The sequence below is a fragment of the Atopomonas hussainii genome, assembly GCF_900109735.1.
In the GTDB taxonomy this organism is placed as follows: Bacteria; Pseudomonadota; Gammaproteobacteria; order Pseudomonadales; family Pseudomonadaceae; genus Atopomonas; species Atopomonas hussainii.
This window is the reverse complement of the sequence record NZ_FOAS01000002.1, coordinates 69,165-89,703: the sequence shown is the minus strand read 5'-3', so window position 1 is coordinate 89,703 and position 20,539 is coordinate 69,165. Positions and strand designations below refer to the sequence as shown.

General features: G+C 59.0%; 19 protein-coding genes and 1 tRNA gene. 12 read left to right on the top strand and 8 right to left on the bottom strand.

Annotated features, from left to right (window positions below):
- Window positions 1-173: 173 nt before the first annotated feature.
- Genes yajC through queA form a run of 3 tightly spaced genes read right to left on the bottom strand, consistent with a single transcriptional unit; the run spans window position 174 to window position 2,740 of the window.
- Window positions 174-512 (bottom strand): preprotein translocase subunit YajC, encoded by a 339-nt coding sequence (gene yajC, locus BMX80_RS02105; protein ID WP_071871979.1) that lies wholly within the window; start codon window positions 510-512, stop codon window positions 174-176.
- A gap of 30 nt (window positions 513-542) precedes the next feature.
- Window positions 543-1,673, bottom strand: coding sequence for a tRNA guanosine(34) transglycosylase Tgt (gene tgt / locus BMX80_RS02100; protein ID WP_139214000.1), 1,131 nt, complete (start codon window positions 1,671-1,673; stop codon window positions 543-545).
- 5 nt (window positions 1,674-1,678) lie between these two features.
- Window positions 1,679-2,740, bottom strand: a complete 1,062-nt coding sequence (queA, locus tag BMX80_RS02095) for a tRNA preQ1(34) S-adenosylmethionine ribosyltransferase-isomerase QueA (protein WP_074864567.1) — start codon at window positions 2,738-2,740, stop codon at window positions 1,679-1,681.
- Between the two features lie 159 nt (window positions 2,741-2,899).
- Between queA and BMX80_RS02090 the strand changes: the two genes are divergently transcribed.
- Together BMX80_RS02090 and BMX80_RS02085 are read left to right on the top strand one after the other, a co-directional pair.
- Window positions 2,900-2,986 (top strand) — tRNA-Leu (locus BMX80_RS02090).
- A gap of 62 nt (window positions 2,987-3,048) precedes the next feature.
- The gene (locus tag BMX80_RS02085) at window positions 3,049-3,546 is read left to right on the top strand and encodes an RDD family protein (protein ID WP_074864565.1); all 498 of its coding nucleotides are present in this window, start codon (window positions 3,049-3,051) and stop codon (window positions 3,544-3,546) included.
- Between the two features lie 48 nt (window positions 3,547-3,594).
- On the opposite strand, the gene lptG is transcribed toward BMX80_RS02085, so the two are convergent.
- Window positions 3,595-4,656, bottom strand: a complete 1,062-nt coding sequence (lptG, locus tag BMX80_RS02080) for an LPS export ABC transporter permease LptG (RefSeq protein WP_074864563.1) — start codon at window positions 4,654-4,656, stop codon at window positions 3,595-3,597.
- Window positions 4,649-5,755, bottom strand: coding sequence for an LPS export ABC transporter permease LptF (lptF, locus tag BMX80_RS02075; RefSeq protein WP_074864560.1), 1,107 nt, complete (start codon window positions 5,753-5,755; stop codon window positions 4,649-4,651). Before lptF ends, lptG begins: the two co-directional genes overlap by 8 nt.
- 148 nt (window positions 5,756-5,903) lie before the next feature.
- Here lptF and BMX80_RS02070 point away from each other — a divergent pair, with 148 nt between their 5' ends.
- From BMX80_RS02070 to nhaD, 6 genes are all read left to right on the top strand, one after another.
- Window positions 5,904-7,406 carry a leucyl aminopeptidase gene (locus BMX80_RS02070; protein WP_074864559.1) on the top strand — a complete coding sequence of 501 codons (1,503 nt, stop codon included), beginning with the start codon at window positions 5,904-5,906 and terminating at the stop codon, window positions 7,404-7,406.
- Window positions 7,403-7,819, top strand: a complete 417-nt coding sequence (locus BMX80_RS02065) for a DNA polymerase III subunit chi (RefSeq protein WP_074864558.1) — start codon at window positions 7,403-7,405, stop codon at window positions 7,817-7,819. The genes BMX80_RS02070 and BMX80_RS02065 overlap by 4 nt, the downstream gene beginning before the upstream one ends.
- Before the next feature lie 8 nt (window positions 7,820-7,827).
- A complete protein-coding gene (locus tag BMX80_RS02060; RefSeq protein WP_074864557.1) occupies window positions 7,828-8,430 on the top strand; it encodes a hypothetical protein in 603 nt (200 codons plus the stop codon).
- A gap of 103 nt (window positions 8,431-8,533) precedes the next feature.
- Window positions 8,534-11,365, top strand: coding sequence for a valine--tRNA ligase (locus BMX80_RS02055; RefSeq protein ID WP_074864556.1), 2,832 nt, complete (start codon window positions 8,534-8,536; stop codon window positions 11,363-11,365).
- A gap of 67 nt (window positions 11,366-11,432) precedes the next feature.
- Window positions 11,433-11,897: a hypothetical protein gene (locus BMX80_RS02050; protein ID WP_083394211.1), complete on the top strand. Its 465-nt coding sequence runs from the start codon at window positions 11,433-11,435 to the stop codon at window positions 11,895-11,897.
- A gap of 119 nt (window positions 11,898-12,016) precedes the next feature.
- Window positions 12,017-13,390, top strand: a complete 1,374-nt coding sequence (gene nhaD, locus BMX80_RS02045; RefSeq protein ID WP_074864554.1) for a sodium:proton antiporter NhaD — start codon at window positions 12,017-12,019, stop codon at window positions 13,388-13,390.
- A gap of 15 nt (window positions 13,391-13,405) precedes the next feature.
- On the opposite strand, the gene BMX80_RS02040 is transcribed toward nhaD, so the two are convergent.
- The gene (locus BMX80_RS02040) at window positions 13,406-15,022 is read right to left on the bottom strand and encodes a GGDEF domain-containing protein (RefSeq protein ID WP_074864552.1); all 1,617 of its coding nucleotides are present in this window, start codon (window positions 15,020-15,022) and stop codon (window positions 13,406-13,408) included.
- Window positions 15,023-15,157: 135 nt separating this feature from the next.
- On the opposite strand from BMX80_RS02040, the gene yejK reads away from it, so the two are divergent.
- Both yejK and BMX80_RS02030 read left to right on the top strand, forming a co-directional pair.
- Window positions 15,158-16,162, top strand: coding sequence for a nucleoid-associated protein YejK (gene yejK / locus BMX80_RS02035; protein WP_074864551.1), 1,005 nt, complete (start codon window positions 15,158-15,160; stop codon window positions 16,160-16,162).
- Between the two features lie 73 nt (window positions 16,163-16,235).
- Window positions 16,236-17,090 carry a DUF4344 domain-containing metallopeptidase gene (locus tag BMX80_RS02030; protein ID WP_074864539.1) on the top strand — a complete coding sequence of 285 codons (855 nt, stop codon included), beginning with the start codon at window positions 16,236-16,238 and terminating at the stop codon, window positions 17,088-17,090.
- Here the strand turns inward: BMX80_RS02030 and erdR are convergent, their stop codons facing one another.
- Window positions 17,091-17,738 carry a response regulator transcription factor ErdR gene (erdR, locus tag BMX80_RS02025; RefSeq protein WP_071871846.1) on the bottom strand — a complete coding sequence of 216 codons (648 nt, stop codon included), beginning with the start codon at window positions 17,736-17,738 and terminating at the stop codon, window positions 17,091-17,093. It abuts the gene before it with no gap.
- Between the two features lie 117 nt (window positions 17,739-17,855).
- Here erdR and BMX80_RS02020 point away from each other — a divergent pair, with 117 nt between their 5' ends.
- A complete protein-coding gene (locus BMX80_RS02020) occupies window positions 17,856-18,770 on the top strand; it encodes a DMT family transporter (RefSeq protein ID WP_074864535.1) in 915 nt (304 codons plus the stop codon).
- Here BMX80_RS02020 and BMX80_RS02015 read toward each other — a convergent pair.
- A complete protein-coding gene (locus tag BMX80_RS02015; protein ID WP_235821590.1) occupies window positions 18,736-19,494 on the bottom strand; it encodes a tRNA-uridine aminocarboxypropyltransferase in 759 nt (252 codons plus the stop codon). The genes BMX80_RS02020 and BMX80_RS02015 overlap by 35 nt on opposite strands.
- A 546-nt stretch (window positions 19,495-20,040) precedes the next feature.
- Here BMX80_RS02015 and bfr point away from each other — a divergent pair.
- Complete coding sequence (bfr, locus tag BMX80_RS02010) at window positions 20,041-20,511, top strand: bacterioferritin (RefSeq protein ID WP_074864533.1); 471 nt, start codon at window positions 20,041-20,043, stop codon at window positions 20,509-20,511.
- Window positions 20,512-20,539: the final 28 nt, after the last annotated feature.

Sequence of the window (20,539 nt, the reverse complement as noted above, 5' to 3'; positions counted from 1 at the left end):
GACCTTTTTTCTTATCTCTACTAGGTTGCCCTAGCCTGTGCGGCCGGTCCCTGTCCGGCGGCGCCTCCGTGCAAAGCGGGCGCTTTACGACGCATTGCGTGCACGCGCGGTTTTTGGCGTGCTTATGACACGGGGCGCTGTTGCGCCCCGTGGTGTACCGATATGCGGCCGACTTAGATGCCTTTCAAGGTGCCTTTCGGCAGGGCTGCTACGACAGCGCCTTTTTGGAACTTGATTTCGACATTGTCGGAAATTTCTACCGCGATGTAGTCGTCGGTGACTTTGGTGACTTTGCCCACGATGCCGCCGCTGGTCACTACTTCGTCGCCCTTGTTCAGGCTAGAAATCAGGGTTTTGTGCTCTTTGGCACGCTTAGCCTGCGGACGCCAGATCATCAGATAGAAGATGACCACGAAACCGATCAGGAAAATCCACTCCATGCCAGTACCGGCAGGACCAGCGGCAGGCGCTGCAGCGGCGGTTTCAGCATAGGCTGCGGGGATAAAGCTCATTGGGTAACTCCTAAGGGTTTAGTCATCAAATTATTCGCTGGCGGGTTCTTCCAACGGCGGCACCGGTAGGCCGCGCTGGGCGTAGAAGTCGGCGACAAAGGCCGACAATCTACCCTGTTGAATAGCCTCGCGCAAACCGGCCATCAGGCGCTGGTAATGGCGCAAATTGTGGATGGTATTGAGCATGCTACCGAGCATTTCGCCGCACTTATCCAAGTGATGCAGATAGGCGCGGGAGAAGTTTTTGCAGGTGTAACAATCACACGCCGCATCTAACGGGCCGGTGTCGTGACGATGCTTGGCATTACGGATCTTGATCACCCCGGTATCGGTGAACAAATGGCCGTTACGCGCGTTACGGGTTGGCATCACGCAGTCGAACATATCCACGCCACGGCGCACTGCCTCGACGATATCTTCCGGCTTGCCAACGCCCATCAAGTAGCGCGGCTTATCGGCCGGCAGCTGCGCGGGCAAATAATTCAGCACCTTGATCATTTCGTCTTTCGGCTCGCCCACCGACAAGCCGCCAATGGCATAACCATCGAAGCCGATCTCTTCTAGACCAGCCAGTGACTGCGCGCGCAAGTCTTCATACATGCCGCCCTGCACAATGCCGAACAGCGCTGACGGGTTATCGCCGTGGGCATCCTTGGAGCGCTTGGCCCAGCGCAGGGATAGCTCCATCGAGCGCTTGGCTTCCTCATGGGTCGCCGGGTACGGCGTGCATTCGTCGAAGATCATCACGATGTCAGAGCCCAGCTCGCGCTGCACCTGCATCGACACCTCAGGCGACATAAATACTTTGCTGCCATCGACCGGCGAGGCAAAGGTCACGCCCTCTTCTTTAATCTTGCGCATAGCGCCCAAGCTAAATACCTGAAAGCCGCCGGAGTCAGTGAGGATCGGCCCTTGCCACTGGGTAAAGTCGTGCAAGTCGCCGTGCTCGCGGATCACCTCAGTGCCCGGGCGCAGCCACAGGTGGAAGGTATTGCCCAAAATAATGTGCGCGCCGATGGCTTCGATATCGCGCGGCAACATGCCCTTCACCGTGCCGTAGGTGCCCACTGGCATGAACGCCGGGGTTTCCACCGCGCCACGGGGAAAATTCAAACGACCGCGACGGGCTTTGCCGTCGGTGGCCAGCAAATCAAACTGCATAAAACTCATGAACGCTCATCCTCCGGACCTGTCGGCGCCGGATTACGGGTAATAAACATGGCATCGCCATAACTGAAAAAGCGGTAACCCTCGGCCACGGCGGTGCGGTAAGCCTGCATCGCCTCGGGGTAACCGGCAAAGGCGCTGACCAGCATCAGCAAGGTCGATTCCGGCAGGTGAAAGTTAGTCACCAGCGCATCGACCACGTTAAAGCGGTAGCCGGGGTAGATAAAAATATCCGTCTCGCCACTGTAGGGCGCCAGCGTGCCACTGCGCGCGGCGGTTTCTAGCGAGCGCACGCTGGTGGTGCCTACGGCCACCACACGACCGCCGCGGGCGCGGCAGGCTTCGATTTGCGCGACCACCTCAGGGCTGACTTCCAGCCACTCGCTGTGCATGTGGTGGTCTTCGATCTTCTCTACGCGCACCGGCTGAAACGTACCCGCGCCGACATGCAGGGTTACAAACGCACGCTCGATGCCTTTCTCGGCCAAGGCATCCAACAACGCCTGATCGAAATGCAGCCCGGCGGTTGGCGCAGCGACGGCACCGGCACGGCTGGCGTACACGGTTTGGTAACGCTCGCGGTCATCTTGCTCATCCGCACGTTCGATATACGGCGGCAGCGGCATGTGGCCAATGCGCTCTAACAGCGGCAGCACAGACTCGGGAAACTCCAGCTCAAACAGCTCACCTTGGCGGCCCAGCATAGTCACGCTGATTTCTTCGCCTTCTTCCCCCAGCAGCAGCTCAGTGCCCGGCTTAGGCGACTTGCTGGCACGCACATGGGCCAGCACGCGGGTGTCACTGACCACACGCTCGACCAGCATCTCTAGCTTGCCGCCACTGGCTTTACGGCCAAACACCCGCGCGGGGATCACTCGCGTGTTGTTAAACACCATCAAGTCACCGGGCTTTAAGTACTCCAGCACATCGGCAAAGTGGCGATGGCTGAGCGCCCCGCTCTGCCCATCCAGCACCAGCAAACGGCTGGCACGGCGCTCGGCCAAGGGGTAATGGGCAATTTGTGCAGGCGGTAAATCGAACTGAAAATCGGCGACACGCATGATGATTAAAGGCTTGCAGCGTTAAAAAAGGCGGCAAGCTTACCGGAAAGCGTGTTTTTCGTCATGCAAGGTGATTGACCGACCGTCATGGCCTCCCTATACTTCGCCGCCATTGCCTCCTCGCAAACTGATTCGCTAACGCAATCAGGCACTTGCAAAGCCCGGGTGGCGAAATTGGTAGACGCAGGGGATTCAAAATCCCCCGTTGGCGACAACGTGTCGGTTCGAGTCCGACCCCGGGCACCATCCTCTTTTTCTCTAGCCCATTGGGCACCCCCGCTAGCCCAAAGGCCACTTTGGGAGCCAGCATGTCGCAGCGTCGTTACTTCAAACTGCAAGGCGATTTCCCCCGCGCCGGCTTGATTCGCCGTTTAGCCGCTGCGCTGTATGACTTTTTACTCTGTACCGCCATCGCCATGGTGATCACCCTGATCTACCAGCAAGGCTTTTTGCGCGCCATTTACGGTAGTGAGCAGCTCATGCAGATGTCGCAAGCCGGCATGCTCGACCGCGACCCTTTGCTGGCCAGCTTGGTGTTTATGGGGTTATTTGGCTTCTTTGCGCTGTTTTGGACGCGTAACGGGCAAACCCTCGGCATGCAGGCGTGGAACCTGCGCGTGCAGAACCGCGATGGCAGCGCCATTAGCCTGATGCAGGCACTGCTGCGCTTCTTAGTGGCGATTCCTTCATGGCTCGCTGGCGGCCTAGGCTTTTTCTGGATGCTATGGAGCAAAGACCAGCTAACTTGGCACGACAGCTACTCAGAAAGCGTGGTCGTGCGCCTACCGAAGAAAAACGGTAACTGAAAAAACAACAAGGGCTGCAATCGCAGCCCTTGTTGTTTTTTGTCTCGCTTAGCCCGCTCGCCTGAGCAGGATAGCCCCGACCAGCGCACAGAGCGCCGCCGGCCCCAGCACCGCCAAGAGCGGCGGAAAGCCGAAGACCAAGCTCGACGGGCCGAGCAAGTCTTGCGCGATGCGGAACACGAAGCCCACGACTACGCCGGTAAACACTCGCTGCCCCAGCGTGACCGAACGCAGCGGGCCGAAGACGAACGAGATGGCCAGCATCACCAACGCGGCAGTGACTAAGGGCTGCAGCACTTTGGTCCAGAAGGCCAAGCGGTAGCTGCCATTGTTCAAGCCCTGCTCGCCCAGATAGCCGATATACGACCACAGGCCTGTGATCGATAGCGCGTCCGGCTGAGCACTCACGGTCGCCAGCAAATCGGGCGACAACTCCACCGCCCAGCGCTCCTGCTCACGAGTGACCACTTCGGCGCTTTCGCCCAAGAAGCGGGTTTCCTTCACGTCTTCCAACAGCCAGTAGCCATCTTGGTGAATCGCACGCTTGGCAAAGCTGGATGCCTGCAACTTGCGCTCGGCATCAAAACGATACCGCGTGACGCCAAACAGCTTGCCGCCGGGTTGCACCGCGTTGATGTGGATGTATTCATCTCCTTCACGGTGCCACACGCCGCGCTTGGCGGTTTGCGCTTCGCCCAAACCTTGCGCCAGCGAGCGCGTGCCTTGCGCCAAGCTTTCGGTGTGCGGGGCAACGTATTCGCCGACCAACAAACCCGCCAGCATCAACACCAGCATAGGCTTCATCACTGCCCAGACGATGCGCCCAATGGAAACGCCCGAAGCACGCATCACGGTCAGCTCGCTATGACTGGCCAGTGTGCCTAAACCGATCAAGCAGCCGATCATCGCCGCCATCGGCAGCATTTCATACATACGCCGTGGCGCGGTCAGCGCTACGTAGCGCAGCGCTTCAACGGTGCCGTAGGCGCCTTCAAGGTCGCCCAGCTCATCGATGAAGGCGAACAGCAACGACAGCGCCGTGATAATCCCCAGCACCGCCAGAATGGCAAAAAACACCGTGGTGCCAATGTAGCGATCTAACTTATGCATGGCGCACCTCCGGCAAACGCATCCACTTCAAGCGCAGCGGCTCCCAATACAACAGCAGCAAGCCAATGCCGGCGAACAGCGCATGGATAGCCCAGAGGCCTACTTCCATCGGCACTTTGCCTTTTTCCATCCAGCCGCGCATCGCAATCAACAGCCCCAGATACGTCATGTATAGCAAGATCGCCGGCAGCAGTTTCAGGTAACGCCCTTGGCGCGGGTTTACCTTCGCCAGCGGCACTGCCAATAAGGCCACCACCATGACTAGCACAGGCATGGCAATGCGCCATTGCAGCTCGGCTTGCTCACGCGGATTAGTGCTTTCGCGCAGGGCTAGGCTTGGCAACGCCTCGCGCTCGGACAGCTCTTGCGCCACGCCCGGCTTGGGCAGCAGCACGCCGTATTGATCGTATTGAATGACGCGGTAATCGGCGCGACCGGGATGACCGTCATAGCGGTAGCCGTTTTCCAGAATCAGGTAGCGGCTGCCATCGGCCTGTATTTCTTGCCGGCCACGCTCAGCCACCAATACCGATGGGCCACGCTCGCTGCCAGCACTGGCGCGACGCTCAGAAATAAACACGCCGCCCAATTCGATACGCTCTTCGCTCAGTGAGGAGGTATACGTCACCCGCTCGCCGTTTTTCATCGACTGAAAACGCCCGGCCTGCAAGGTATCGAACTCGGTCAGGCTTTTTTGCGCCTCTAGCAGACCTTCTACCTGCTGCACCCCTCGCGGGGTCACGTAGAGGCTCAGCACAGCCACCAGCACGGCGATAAACGCCGCCGGCCACAAGGTGTAGCCCATCAACTTTTGTTGGCTCATGCCGGTGGCCGTCAGCACCGACATCTCGGACTCCAGATACAAGCGCCCGTAGGCCAGCAAGATGCCCAAGAACAGCCCCAGCGGCAGGATCAGCTGCAAGAAACCGGGGATGCGGTAGCCCATAATCAGCAACAGCACGCTAGGGTCTAACGCACCCTGTGCGGCTTGAGCCAAATACTTAATAAACCGGCCGCTCATAATGATGACCAACAGCACGGCAGTCACTGCGCTTAAGGTCAGCAAAACTTCGCGTGTTAGGTAACGAAAAATAATCACTCTCAACCCCCGGGGTTGTCAGTCCATGGTTGCTGCGCTCAAATACCGGCATTGTGTTTACGCGCCGGCAGCGCCCGGGCCACTGCCTGTAGGCAGCCAAATGGCCGGCATTATCCGGTAAAGCCACGTTTTTGTCTTGGGGAAAGCCATGTTGATCAATGCCAAACACGCCGATATCGGCAAAATCAAAACCGCCTGCTTGGTGCTGAGCGTTGCCGAAGGCGGCAAGCTGGATGCCTTAGGCAAAGCGCTGGACGCCGCTTGCCAAGGCGCGCTGAGCAAACTGCTTAAGCGTGGCGACTTAGCCGGCAAGCCGGGACAAACCCTCTTACTGCCCGGCCTGGAAGGCTGCAAGGCCGAGCGCCTGCTGCTAGTCGGCACTGGCAAAGAGAAAACCCTCAACGACCGTACCCTGCGCAAACTGGCCAGCAGCGTGCTGGCGGTGCTGAAGACCCTCGGCGCTAAAGATGCGCTGATCACCCTCGGCGAGCTCACCGTTAGCGGCCGCGACAGCTATGGCAAAGCCCGCCTGATCAGCGAAACCCTGCTGCAAAGCCTGTATGTGTTTGATCGTTTCAAGTCCAGCAAAGCCGATGCCCCGACACTCAAACAAATCACCCTGTTCTGCGCCGACAAGGCCGAGCTAGCGGCTGTTGAGCGCGGCGTTGCCCACGCCCAAGCGATTGCTCACGGCGCCGCGTTTACCCGCGATTTAGGCAACCTGCCGGGCAACCTGTGCCACCCCACGTTTATGGCCGAGCAAGCGCTGCAACTGGGCAAAGATTTCCCCAGCTTAAAAATTGAAGTGCTCACCGAGAAAGAGCTGAAAAAGCTCGGCATGGGCGCCTTTATGGCCGTGGCGCAAGGCAGCGAGCAACCGCCACGCTTGGTAGTGATGCATTACCAAGGCGGCAAGAAAGACGACGCCCCGTATGCCTTAGTCGGCAAAGGCATCACCTTCGACACCGGTGGCATTAGCCTTAAGCCCGGCGCGGCGATGGATGAAATGAAGTACGACATGTGTGGCGCCGCCAGCGTGCTCGGCACCTTCCGCGCACTCGCCGAACTTGAGCTGCCGATCAACGTCGTCGGCCTGCTCGCCTGCGCCGAAAACATGCCCAGCGGCCACGCCACGCGCCCCGGCGACATCGTCACCAGCATGAGCGGGCAGACAGTAGAAATCCTCAACACCGACGCCGAAGGCCGTCTGGTGCTGTGCGACACCCTGACCTACGCCGAGCGCTTTAAGCCCAAAGCGGTGATCGACATCGCCACCCTCACCGGCGCCTGCATTGTGGCCCTCGGCAGCAATGTCTCGGGTCTGATGGGCAATAACGATGGACTGGTTAAGCAGATTCTTAAAGCCGGCGAATTTGCCGATGACCGCGCGTGGCAGCTGCCGTTGTTTGAGGAATACCAAGAGCAGCTCGACAGCCCATTTGCCGACATGGCCAATATCGGCGGGCCGAAAGCCGGCACCATCACCGCCGGCTGCTTCTTGGCCCGTTACACCAAGGCCTACCACTGGGCGCATTTAGATATTGCCGGCACCGCCTGGGTTAGCGGCGGCAAGGACAAAGGCGCCACTGGCCGCCCGGTACCGATGCTCACCCAATACCTGCTCGACCGCGCCGCCGAGGCCAAAGCGTGAGCGCACGCGTCGACTTTTATATCCAAGGCAGCGATCAGGCGCAGCAGCGCCTGATCCTCGCCTGCCAAATTGCCGGCAAGGCCTATCGCACCGGCCAGCGCGTGCACCTGTATTGCCGTGACCAAGCGCAGCTCAACACGCTGGATGAGCTGCTCTGGTCGCTGCGAGACGAAGCGTTTTTCGCCCACGACAGCCAACCTCCCTATCACGCCCCCATCACCCTTGGGCACAGTGACGATGCGCCTAAGGCCGATGTACTGATTAACCTTGCGCCGAACATCCCGGCCTTTGTCGGCCAGTTTCCGCGCATCATGGAGCTGCTCAACCAAGAGCCCGAAGTGATTCAAAGTGGCCGCGACAACTACCGGCATTACCGTCAACAAGGCTATGATTTGCACAGTCATAACCTGTAAGCCGCCCTATGCAACGTCGCCCGCCGAACACCCCCCATCAGTTGTTGGATGATCTGGAGTCGATCCGCGACTTGCTGGATGAGCAGGCTATGGAGCCGCCGTTACTGACCGATTCGCTGGATGACGACCTCGACGACGAGCAGCTGGAAATCCCCCTGCTGGATGAAGTGGTGCCACCGGCGCGCCCCTCCGTCAGCGCACCTGCCGCCCCGGTCAAACCCAGCACGCCCTCGCTCAGCACCACGCCAGCCAGCACAACACCTGCGGCGCCTATCACGCCCAGCAAACCCGCTGCGGCGCTGAGTAACGAGCCGGGCATTACCGCTACACGCAGTTCGGCCAGCCACCCACTTACGCAACGCCCCAACAGTATTAAAGAAGCCTTGGCCGAATCGCTGCGCCAAGGGCATATCCAACCACCAGCGACGTTTAACGACGAACCGCCGGCCAGCTTATCGGCCAGCCAACTCAAGCTAGAGAACGAGCTACGCGCCGCTGCCCAGCTGATTCTGCAAGAAGTCATCGACGACTTTGTGCCGAAAATCGAGGCCGAGCTGAAAACCCGTCTCGAAGCCCGTCTGCACCGCTTGCTGCCGGCGAACAAACGCTAATCGGCACCCTGCTAGCCACCAATCATCCTTGCGGCTTCTGAGAACGGCCTAACAGCCGTTATACTGTCCGGCTTTCACACTTTCCGGACCGATCAGCCTGCCCATGGACAAGACCTACCAGCCGCACGCCATCGAAACCTCCTGGTATCAAACCTGGGAGAACAACAATTACTTCGCACCGCAAGGCGCCGGCGAGTCGTACACCATCATGATTCCGCCGCCGAATGTCACCGGCAGCCTGCACATGGGTCATGGTTTCAACAACGCCATCATGGATGCGCTGATTCGCTTCCGCCGCATGCAAGGCCGCAACACCCTGTGGCAGCCGGGCACCGACCACGCGGGCATCGCCACGCAGATGGTGGTCGAGCGCCAACTGAGCGCCCAAGGCATTTCGCGCCACGACTTAGGCCGCGACAAGTTCCTCGACAAAGTCTGGGAATGGAAAGAGCAATCCGGCGGCACCATCACCCGGCAGATTCGCCGCTTAGGCAGCTCGGTAGACTGGTCACGCGAACGTTTCACCATGGATGAAGGCCTGTCTGCCGCCGTGCAAGAAGCCTTTGTCCGCCTGCACGAAGACGGCCTGATCTATCGCGGCAAGCGTTTGGTCAACTGGGATACCAAGCTGCACACGGCGATTTCTGACCTTGAAGTGGAGAACCATGACGAGAAAGGCTCGCTGTGGAACCTGCGCTACCCGCTGGCCGACGGCGCCATGACCGCCGAAGGGCAAAGCTACCTGATCGTTGCCACCACTCGTCCGGAAACCATGCTCGGCGACAGCGCCGTGGCCGTGCACCCGGAAGACGAGCGCTATAAGGCGCTGATCGGCAAGTTCGTTGAACTGCCCTTGGTTGGCCGACGCATTCCGATTGTCGCCGATGATTACTGCGACCCTGAGTTCGGCACCGGCTGCGTGAAGATCACCCCGGCGCACGACTTCAACGACTACGAAGTGGGCAAGCGTCACAACCTGCCGCTGATCAACATCTTCGACCAAAACGCCGCCGTTCTACGCCAAGCGCAGGTGTTTAACTTAGACGGCAGCGTGAATAACGACCTCGATACCCGCCTGCCCGAGCAATACGCCGGGCTGGACCGCTTTGAGGCACGCAAGCAAATCGTCGCCGCCTTCGAGGCCGCTGGCCTGCTGGAGAAAATCGAAGACCACGCACTGAAAGTGCCTAAGGGCGACCGCTCCGGCACTGTGATCGAGCCGTGGCTGACCGACCAGTGGTACGTCTCCACCAAGCCGCTGGCCGAGAAAGCCATCGCGGCAGTGGAAGGTGGCGTTATTCAGTTTGTGCCCAAGCAGTACGAAAACATGTACTTCAGCTGGATGCGCGACATCCAAGACTGGTGCATCAGCCGTCAGCTGTGGTGGGGCCACCGTATTCCGGCCTGGTACGACGACGCCGGTAACGTCTATGTCGGCCGCAACGAAGCCGAAGTGCGTGCCAATCACAACTTAGGCGACATCGCCCTGCGCCAAGACGACGACGTGCTGGATACTTGGTTCAGCTCAGGCCTGTGGACCTTCTCCACCCTCGGCTGGCCAGAACAAACCGACTTCTTAAAGACCTTCCACCCCACCGACGTGTTGGTCACCGGCTTCGACATCATCTTCTTCTGGGTGGCGCGGATGATCATGATGAGCCTGCACCTGACCGGACAGATTCCGTTCAAGACTGTCTATGTGCATGGCTTAGTGCGTGATGGGCAGGGCCAGAAGATGTCCAAATCCAAGGGCAACGTGCTCGACCCGCTGGACATCATCGACGGCATCGAGCTGGACGCCCTGCTGGAAAAACGCACCACCGGCATGATGCAGCCAAAGCTGGCCGAGAAGATCGCCAAGCAGACCAAGGCTGAATTCCCCGAAGGCATCGCCAGCTACGGCACCGACGCGCTGCGCTTTACCTTCTGCTCGCTGGCCTCCACCGGCCGCGACATTAAGTTCGACATGGGCCGCGTCGAGGGTTACCGCAACTTCTGTAACAAGCTGTGGAACGCTGCCAACTTCGTACTGGAAAACACCGACGGTCAAGACTGCGGCGCCAACGGCGAAGCGGTTGAGCTGTCGGCAGTCGACCGCTGGATTATCTCGTCGCTGCAGCGCTGCGAGCAGGAAGTGACCCGTCAGCTGGACGCCTTCCGCTTCGACCTCGCCAGCCAAGCGCTCTACGAGTTCATCTGGGACGAATACTGCGCCTGGTATCTGGAACTGGTTAAGCCGGTATTCTGGGACGAAAACAGCTCCGTGGAGCGTCTGCGTGGCACCCGCCGCACCTTAGTGCGCGTGCTGGAAACCGCGCTGCGCTTAGCGCACCCGTTTATGCCGTTTATCACCGAAGAAATCTGGCAGCGCATCAAGACTCAAGCCGGCAAGCAAGGCGACACCCTGATGCTACAGCCGTGGCCAGTCGCCGCCGAAGAACGCATCGACGCCACCGCCGAAGCCGATATCGCCTGGCTGAAAGACTTTATGCTCGGTGTGCGGCAGATTCGCGGCGAGATGAAGATTTCGCTAGCCAAGCGCATCGACGTGGTACTGGCCAACAGCAGCGCCGAAGACCAGCGCCGCTTAAGCGACTTAAAGCCCCTGCTGGCCAAACTGGCCAAGCTGGAGTCCGTCAGCCTGCTGGCCGCCGGCGAAGAAGCGCCGATGTCTGCCACCGCCTTGGTCGGCGAGATGCAGGTGCTGGTGCCCATGGCCGGGCTGATCGATAAAGACGCCGAGCTGGCACGCCTCGACAAAGAGCTGACCAAGCTCGAAGGCGAGGTGAAGCGGGTTGGCGGCAAGTTGGCCAACGAAGGCTTCGTTGCCAAGGCGCCAGCCGAAGTGCTCGATAAAGAGCGCGCCAAGCTGGCCGAAGCCGAGCAGGCACTTGGCCAGCTGCGCGAACAACGCGCACGCATCGCCACGCTGTAAACCATCAAGGGCTCGCATTTGCGGGCCCTTGTGTTTTTAGACGCGCACAGCGCAGGAGGGAGTCCGCATGTTGACGCTACATTTCACCTCGCAATTGGACGCCAGCCCAGAAACCGTCTGGGAATGGATCAGCCACGCCGACACGCTGCGTGAAGAATTTCAGCCGTGGCTGCACTTGTCGGCGCCCGATGGCATCGAGTCGCTGGCGAACCTCGATATCGTCCCCGACCAACCCATCTTCACCAGCTGGATGTGGCTGTTTGGCGTACTGCCGATTGGCCGCAGCAAGGTCACCCTCAAAGAACTGACTCCCGGCGTCGGTTTTGTCGAAGAGTCGCCCATGACCGGGGTGCGCTACTGGCGCCACGAGCGGCGCATTCACGCCAACAACGGCGGCACCCTGCTGGATGACGAAGTCACTGTCGTGCCCTACCCGTTTGCCAGCCTGCGCACCCGCTTGCTGGTCAGCTTGCTGTTTAAGCATCGCCACAAGGTGCTTAAAGCGCGTTGTCAGCAGCAGCAAGCGGCGTAACGCGGCGTTAACTTGACTTGCATCTATTTCAAATTATTTGCGCTGGGGCACACTGCTCTGGCGCAAAGATTGCCTTACGCCTCGCCCTTTCACTCACTTGCTGACCGGAAACTGCTGCTATGTATGCGTTGATGGCCCTGTTGTTCGTTCTTGGCTACCTGTGTATCGCCTTTGAGCACCCGTTAAAAATCGATAAAGCTGCCTCAGCATTGCTCACCGCCGTGCTGACGTGGACTGTTTTGGTGCTCGGCGCAGAAACCTTGCTACCGATTGTGGAAGGCGCGGCGCACGCCAGCGACGATGCCACGGCTCGCGTGGTAACCGAGCTACGCCATCACTTAGGCGAAGTCTCGGAGATTCTGTTCTTCTTGATGGGCGCGATGACCATCGTCGAGCTGATCGACGCCCACGAAGGCTTTAAGGTGATCACCGACCGCATCACCACCAACAATCGCGTCAAGCTGCTGTGGCTGGTGGCGCTGATTACCTTCTTCCTGTCTGCCGCGCTGGATAACCTGACCACCACCATCGTCATGGTGTCACTGCTGCGCAAGCTGGTGGCCGACCAGCACGAGCGCTGGTTCTTCGCCGGCATTGTGGTGATTGCCGCTAACGCCGGCGGCGCGTGGTCGCCGATTGGTGACGTGACCACCACCATGCTGTGGATCGGCGGGCAAATCACCGCCAGCGGTATTGTGGTGAGCCTGATCATCCCCAGCTTAGTGTGCTTGTTGGTGCCCTTAGTGCTACTGACCTTCACCTTTAAAGGCGAAGTGGAGCGCCCCGCTTTAGCGCAAAGCGATGAAGAGCGCCGCGACCCCACCAGCGCCTACGAGCGCAACCTGATCTTCTGTCTCGGTATCGGCGCGCTGCTGTTTGTGCCGGTGTTTAAAACCGTGACCCACCTGCCGCCCTACATGGGCATTCTGCTGGGCCTGGGCGTGTTGTGGGTGGTGACAGAAGTTATCCATCGCGGCAAAAACGATGAAGATAAGCATCCGCTATCGGTCGTCGGCGTATTGCGCAAAATCGACACCACCAGCGTGCTGTTCTTCTTGGGCATTCTGCTCGCGGTATCGAGCCTCTCCACCGCTGGCCACCTAACCCAGATGGCTACCTTCCTGCGGGAAAGCCTGGGCAACGTCTACGCGATTAACCTGGCCATCGGCTTGCTGTCCTCCATGGTGGATAACGTGCCGCTGGTGGCCGGTTCAATGAAGATGTACCCACTGGTTGGTGCGCATGCCGCCGCCGGTGTGGCCAGCGACCCGTGGCTGTCGAAGTTTGTCGTCGACGGCGTGTTCTGGGAGTTCTTGGCGTACTGCGCCGGTACCGGCGGTAGCTGCTTGATCATCGGCTCGGCCGCCGGCGTCGCGGCGATGGGCCTGGAGAAGATCAACTTCATTTGGTATCTGAAGAAAATCGCCTGGCTGGCATTTCTTGGCTATATCGCTGGTGCGGCGGTGTTCATGCTGATGAAAGGGCTGATCTAAACCCTCAGGGCGTGTTCAGGTTTGCACTTGCACCTGATCACGCCCGTTATTTTTGGCCGCGTAGAGTGCCGTGTCGGCGCGGTTATACATCTGCTCAAACTCATCATCACTGCTGGCAAATGCCGTCACCCCAATGCTCACGGTGATCTGACAGGGTGCACTGCCCGGTAACTCCACCGTGGAGTTAGCCACCGTGGCCCGTAAACGCTCCGCCACCTGCTCGGCAACCGCCAGCTCGGTTTCTGGCAACAGCACCGCAAACTCTTCACCACCGATGCGCCCGGCTATATCGCTATGCCGCAACACCACTTTGAACACTTGGCCCATCTGGCGTAGCGCCTGATCGCCCATTTGGTGCCCATAGTCGTCGTTGACCTGCTTAAACCAATCCAGATCCAGCAACAGCAAACACAACGGTCGGGTATAGCGATTGGCACGGTTAAACTCATCCACCGCATGGCCAAAAAAGTTGCGTCGATTGGCCAAGCCAGTGAGTTCGTCCGTGGTGGCCAGCATACGCAACAGGTCTTCGGCTTTGCGCCGCTCGCTAATCTCGTAGCGCAAGCGGGCATTCCAGCGCCAATACCACAGCGCCAGCAAGCCCATAAACAAAGCCACGGCCGCGACACTGAGCAGCGCACGCAGATCCACCCCGCCATTAGGCGCAGGGCCTTGGTAGATAAACTGCTGCCAATCCACTTCGCCCTGCAACAGCCCCATCTCGCGGTGCATTTGCGCGATATGCTGCCAGCGACCAAGGTTCATGTGGCCAATGCTGATCACATCGGGGTTGATCAGCTCGCGAAAGCTCTGCGCCTCGTAGCGCAGGTGCTCAAGTGAGCGGTGTGTGGCGTATTTGCGATGCAGCACGTTAACAGTTTCATCCACATGCTCCAGGGCATAACGCCAGCCTTTGAGGCTGGCCTGCAAAAATGCCTGCACCCGCTCGGGATGCTCGGCAATCTGCTGCTCGGTGGTGAACAAAATGTCGCTGTAAAAATCGACCCCGTAGGCGCTGGGGCGAATGATGCGGTAATCGACGTTGGCCTGCATCATCTCGAAAGGCTCGTTGGTGATGTAGGCGTTCAGCGCGTCGGTCTCGCCGTTAATCAGGCTTTGCGCTTGGTAACTGGTGGGGATCAGTTTGAGCTGATCCAAGCTAATGCCTTCCAGCAAAAAGGGCGCAAACAGCTCGATACTTTCAAAGTGATTGGCGGCAATCGACATCAAGCGTTTGCCGACCAAGTCGTCCAAACTGGCAATCCCCGAATCGGCACGCACCAACCACACGCTAGGCGCGTGCTGGCCCACGGCAGCCAAGGCCACTAGCGGCTTGCCGGCCGCACGCTCACGCACAATGCCGGAGTTAGCCACACCAAATTCAGCGCCACCGCTGAGCACATGCTCGATGGTGCCGGGCATGCCCTGCTCTGGGGTCACAATGCGCACGTCAAAGCCGGCATCGGCATAAAAGCCTTTCTCCAGCGCCATGTAGTAGCCAGCAAACTGGTACTGCGGCACCCAACGCAAGCGCAAGGTAATCTCTTCTAAGGCCTGCGCAAGCTGGCTGTAAAACAGCATGCTCAACGCCACCGCGTGCCACTGCCAGCTACCCTGCCGTGTTTTCTGCATTGCCTTGCCTATGCTGCTTGTGAGTCTTTCGCTTGAGTTTAGCCAGCGTTGGCCATTCTGCTTGCCAGCACTTCGGCCTGCCGGCGCAGTCCAGTACACTGGCGGCCTTAGATTGCTCACGTACACGGTTATTCCATGCCCATTCTGCACTGCACTGTTCATCGCATTGACAAGAAACCCGACGGCCAACCGGCACAGCTACACCTGCGCGACGGTGAACTGCCCGGCTCACAAGCGCTGGAAAACCTGCTCGCCGACCTTAATGACAGCTACAACGCCAAGCCCAACAAAGCCTGGGGTTACTTCCATGAAGAATCTGGCGCGTACCCATTTAGCGGTTGGCTAACGGCTTATCTGAACGAAGAAAGCGACTTCCCGCGCTTTACCGGCAAGGCCTGCGAGCAGCTAAAAACCTTGATGGAAGAGTCCAACTTGGCAGTCGGCGGCCATGTGCTGTTTGCCCATTACCGCCAAGGCATGACCGACTACTTAGTGATTGCCCTGCTGCACCACAGCGATGGCGTGACCGTCACCGAAAGCTTAGAGGTCGCGCCCGCACGCCACCTCGATTTGGGCCAGCTGCACTTGGCGGCGCGGATTAACCTGTCGGAGTGGCGGCAGAATCAGAAGTCCAAGCAGTACATCTCGTTTATTCGCGGGCGCAACGGCAAGAAGGTATCGGATTACTTCCGCGACTTTATCGGCTGCCAAGAAGGCGTGGATGCGCCGGAAGAAACCCGCACCCTGCTCAAAGCCTTTAGCGACTATGTAGAGGAAGAAGCGCTCGACACCGACAGCAGCCGCGAGAAAACCAAAACCTTGGTCGACTACGCACAAAGCCAAAACCGCCAAGGCCAGCCGGTCACCTTGGATGAGCTGTCGGGCCTGCTCGACGAAAGCCAGCCGCGCGCCTTCTACGACTACATCCGCAACAAAGACTACGGCCTGTCGGCGGAAATCCCCGCCGACAAACGCACCTTGCAGCAATTTCGCCGCTTTACTGGCCGCGCGCAGGGGCTATCGATCAGCTTTGAGGCACATTTGCTCGGCGAGATGATCGAGTTCGACGAAGAAAGCGACCGCCTGATTATTCGCGGCGTACCCAGCCAATTGCGCGACCAACTCAAACGCCGCGGCTAAGCGTTGGCCAGTGCAGCGCCGGTTTAAGCTCTGCGCAACTACACTTAAAGACACATCACCACGAGGCGTCTTTATGCCAGCCCGCTTACTGACCCTGCTCTTGGCCCTGTTCTGCCTGCCGGTGCAGGCCGAGCACGGCACGCCCAGCGGGGTACTGGCGGTCGATCAACTGCGCTTTGTCACCGCCAATGCCGAATTCACCCTAATGCATGAAATGGGTCACTTGCTGATCCACGAATTGCATTTGCCGGTACTCGGCCGCGAAGAAGACGCCGCCGACCAGCTGGGCTTTTACGGCCTGCTGCTCATGCAGCGCGAGCAATTGGATAAAAACTTCTATGGCCGCCTGCTGGATGTCGCCGATTACTGGCGTCTGCAATGGCAACACAGCCAAGCCAATGGCGGCGCCAGTGTGGTGTGGGACAGCCACGCCCTCGATCAACAACGCTTTTACAACCTAAGTTGCCTGATTTACGGCAGCGATCCCGATCACTTGGAATGGGTGCTGGAAGTCACCGGCCTGCCCATCGAGCGCGCGCTGTATTGCGATCAGGAATACGCCCAAGTCGAGCAAGCCGTACAGTGGTTACTCACCCGCATCCAGCGCGAACGCCCCGAGCATCAGGGGCAGGCCATCCGCGTGAGTTACGAAGAGCCGCTGGACAGCATCGAGCACGGCCCTGAGCTGCTCAGCCGCGTGCGCGCCAGTAAAGTGCTGGAAAACGTTGCCCAGCGCGCCAGCAGCTTGTTTTATCTGCCCCGCGCGCTACAGATTCGCGTGCAAAACTGCGGCGCCGCCGATGCGTGGTACGACCGCAACACCGGCGAGCTGAGCTTGTGCTGGGAGCTGATCGACCACTACGCCCGCCTGATGCCCGCGTTGCAGCAATTGCGCGAGCAGCAGCGCTTGGCGGTTAAACGCGATTAATCAGCCTTCCACTTGCTCCAACTGCTGCAACAACAGCGCTGCTTGCGTGCGGGTGCGCACATTGAGCTTGCGGAAGATGGCCGTGACATGCGCCTTGATGGTGGCCTCCGAGACATTCAGCTCGTAGGCAATCTGCTTATTTAGCAAGCCCTCACAGACCATCGACAACACCCGAAACTGCTGCGGCGTGAGGCTCGCCAAGCCTTCGCTGGCGGCGCGTGCTTCGGCGCTTAACGCCGGCGCGGTGTCGGTCACCTCAGGCCAGTACACTTCGCCATCCAACACGGCGCGCACGGCCTGCTGAATCGCCTCCAACGAGCTGGATTTGGGAATAAAGCCACTGGCACCAAATTCACGAGCGCGCTGCACCACGGCGGCTTCTTCTTGTGCCGAGATCATCACCACCGGCACATGCGGGAACTGCCCGCGCAGCAGCACTAAGCCAGAAAAGCCCCGTGCGCCGGGCATGTTTAAATCGAGCAGCACTAAGTCCCAGTCACTGCGCTCATTCAAGCGCTCTTCCAGCTGGGCGATGCTTTCCGCCTCGGCCAACTGGGCTTCCTCTTCCAGCCCACGGCTCAGGGCTTGGTGCAAGGCACTTCTAAACAGCGGGTGATCGTCGGCGATCAAGATATGCAAGGCGGCCATGCTTATGTCCTGTGTTGTTGTATCGGCCCATGAGCAAGGGTGGCTGAGATTGGCGGAACTGGTCAAGCACGCGGCCTTGAGGCATGCTCCCGGTTTACTTCAAGGAGATTCCTCGCAATGGCCCGCCATTCCTTGCGCGCTGACCTGTTAATGCTGCTCACCGCGCTGATCTGGGGTACGACTTTCGTCGCACAAAAAATGGGCATGGATGCGATCGGCCCGTTCCTCTACACCGGCTTACGCTTCGCCTTGGGCGCCGTGTTGCTGATTCCGGTGTTGTACTGGTTTAGCCTGCGCCGCCGTGCGCAAAACGCGGTAAGCCCGGTGAATCGCTCTGCGATTCTCGGCGGCATTGCCTTAGGCGTGGTGCTGACCATTGGCATTAACCTGCAGCAAGTCGGCTTGATGTTCACCACCGTGACCAACTCAGGCTTTATCACCGGCCTGTACGTGATCATGGTGCCGCTGCTGGGCCTGTTGATTGGCCAGCGCACCGGCGCCGGCACCTGGCTAGGCGCGTCGCTAGCGGTGGTCGGTATGTATTTGCTGAGTGTCGGTGAGAACTTCAGCGTGGCCTCCGGCGACTGGCTGCAACTGGCCGGCGCGGTGATCTGGGGCGTGCACGTGTTGCTCGCCGGGCGCATGGCCAGCCGTCACGACCCGATCTTGATCGCCTATGTGCAGTTCATCACCTGCGCGGTGATCAGCAGCCTGCTGGCGTTAGCTTTCGAGCCGTGGGTGCTGGAGAAAATCATCCAAGCCTTGCCGGCCATTGTGTACGGCGGCGCACTGGCGGTGGCCGTGGGCTTTACCCTGCAATTGGTCGCACAGCGTGATGCACCGCCGGCGCACGCGGCGATTATTCTCTCGCTAGAGGCGGTGTTCGCCGCCATGGCCGGCTGGGTGATGATGGATGAAACCCTCACCCTACGCGGCTTTATCGGCTGCGGCTTGATGTTCGCCGGCATGCTGGTAGCGCAGTTGCTACCGATGCTGTTTAAACGTCCGAAGGCGTTGGCAGAAAGCGCTTAAGCAGCTGATACGGCGGTGCGTTTTCATCCACCTCACGGGTGAGGCGCGCCGCCAGATAGCGGCTGGAAAAAATCTCGAAATACGCCCCCAAGGCCAGCGCCGCATCCGCCTCGCCGGCTTGCTCTAAGCACAGCACGGCCACTTCGGCGGTGCATAAATGCTCCTCACGGTTACTGCGCCGCAAACGGTAGGCCGAAGGCTTATCGGGGTTCAGGCTTAATATCGGCAAGCCCTGCAAATACGGGCTCTTGCGGAACATCTTGCGCGCCTGCGGCCAAGTGGCATCGAGCAGAATAAACAGCGGCTTGCGCGCTGGGTTGTGCGCAGCTTGGTACTGCTCTAAGTGCTCGACGATTTCTGCCTCTGGGGCAAATTCGGCGGGAAACACCACATAAGGCTGCCAGCTAGGGTCGGCCAGCAAAGCCAGCAGTGCTGGGTCTACCTCGGTACGCGACCAAACAAACGCCTGCGTTTGCTCCGGCCACAGCTCGGCCATTAAACGCCCGGTATTGGTCGGCTTGAGTGGCTCGGCGGCGTGCATCAGCAAGCAAAACGCCGCATCACTGGCCACCTGCGGCCGCCAGCCGCACAAACAAAACCGCTCGGCCAGCAAGCAAGTGGGGCAACGCTTTAAGCGCATGCCGCGAGCCAGAAACGGCTTAGTGGCTTGGCGGATCAGTTGTTGGCGCAGTCGCTCGACAGCATGCACAGCGGCAATCTCCACGGTTAAACAGCACAGCACTAAGGAAACACTGATTCATTGCCTGCACGATCCAATCACTGCGTTGTGCGGTGCTCGTAGACTCTTCTAATAAGCCCGTCTACCAGGCGGTATGCCTCGGCTGCTGCACTCCGTACGCCTTGTGCTCGAACCGTTCGACGATTAAATCAGCGCTTCCTTAAAAAAAGGCCGCGTAGTGTAAGCCAGTACAGAATTAAAAGCCGATTAAACAGGCCGTGTGAAAACGTCGCGAGCGCAGGCTAAGCAAGGCAAAAACAGGCGAAAAAGCGCAGTTTACGTGTGGTAAATGAGCATTTTGAGCCTGTTTTTAACGCCGCATAGCCAAGTGCAGTAGTTTTCACACAGCCTGTAAAGCGGCGCACGGTGCTTACTAAGGTTTTCAATCACTTAGCGCAAAGATAAGAAACCTTCTTAGCCGCAATCGCTATTCATTAATTTTTATATAACAAAATCAATAGCTTAGCGTTTGACAGCCCCACCTTAGCAGCCCAGACTGGTGTTTTACCCACCCCGAGACAGGACAGCACCATGAAAGGCGACAAGAAAGTCATCCAGCATCTGAATAAGATTCTTGCCAATGAGCTGGTGGCTATTAACCAATACTTTCTGCATGCCCGTATGTACGAAGACTGGGGTCTGAAGCGTCTGGGTGAGCACGAGTACCACGAGTCGATCGACGAGATGAAACACGCCGATGCCCTGACCAAGCGCATCCTGTTCCTCGAAGGCCTGCCGAATCTGCAAGACCTCGGCAAGCTGATGATCGGCGAGCACACCAAAGAAATGCTCGAAAGCGACCTGAAGCTTGAGCTCAAGGCCATTCCCGATCTGCGTGAAGCGATTGCCTACTGCGAAAGCGTGGGCGACTACGTGAGCCGCGAGCTGCTGGAAGACATTCTTGAGTCCGAAGAAGAGCACGTCGACTGGCTGGAAACCCAGCTCAGCCTGATCGAAAAAGTGGGACTGGAAAACTACCTGCAATCGCAGATGGATGAGTAAGCTCACCACCTTGCGCTAACAAAACGCC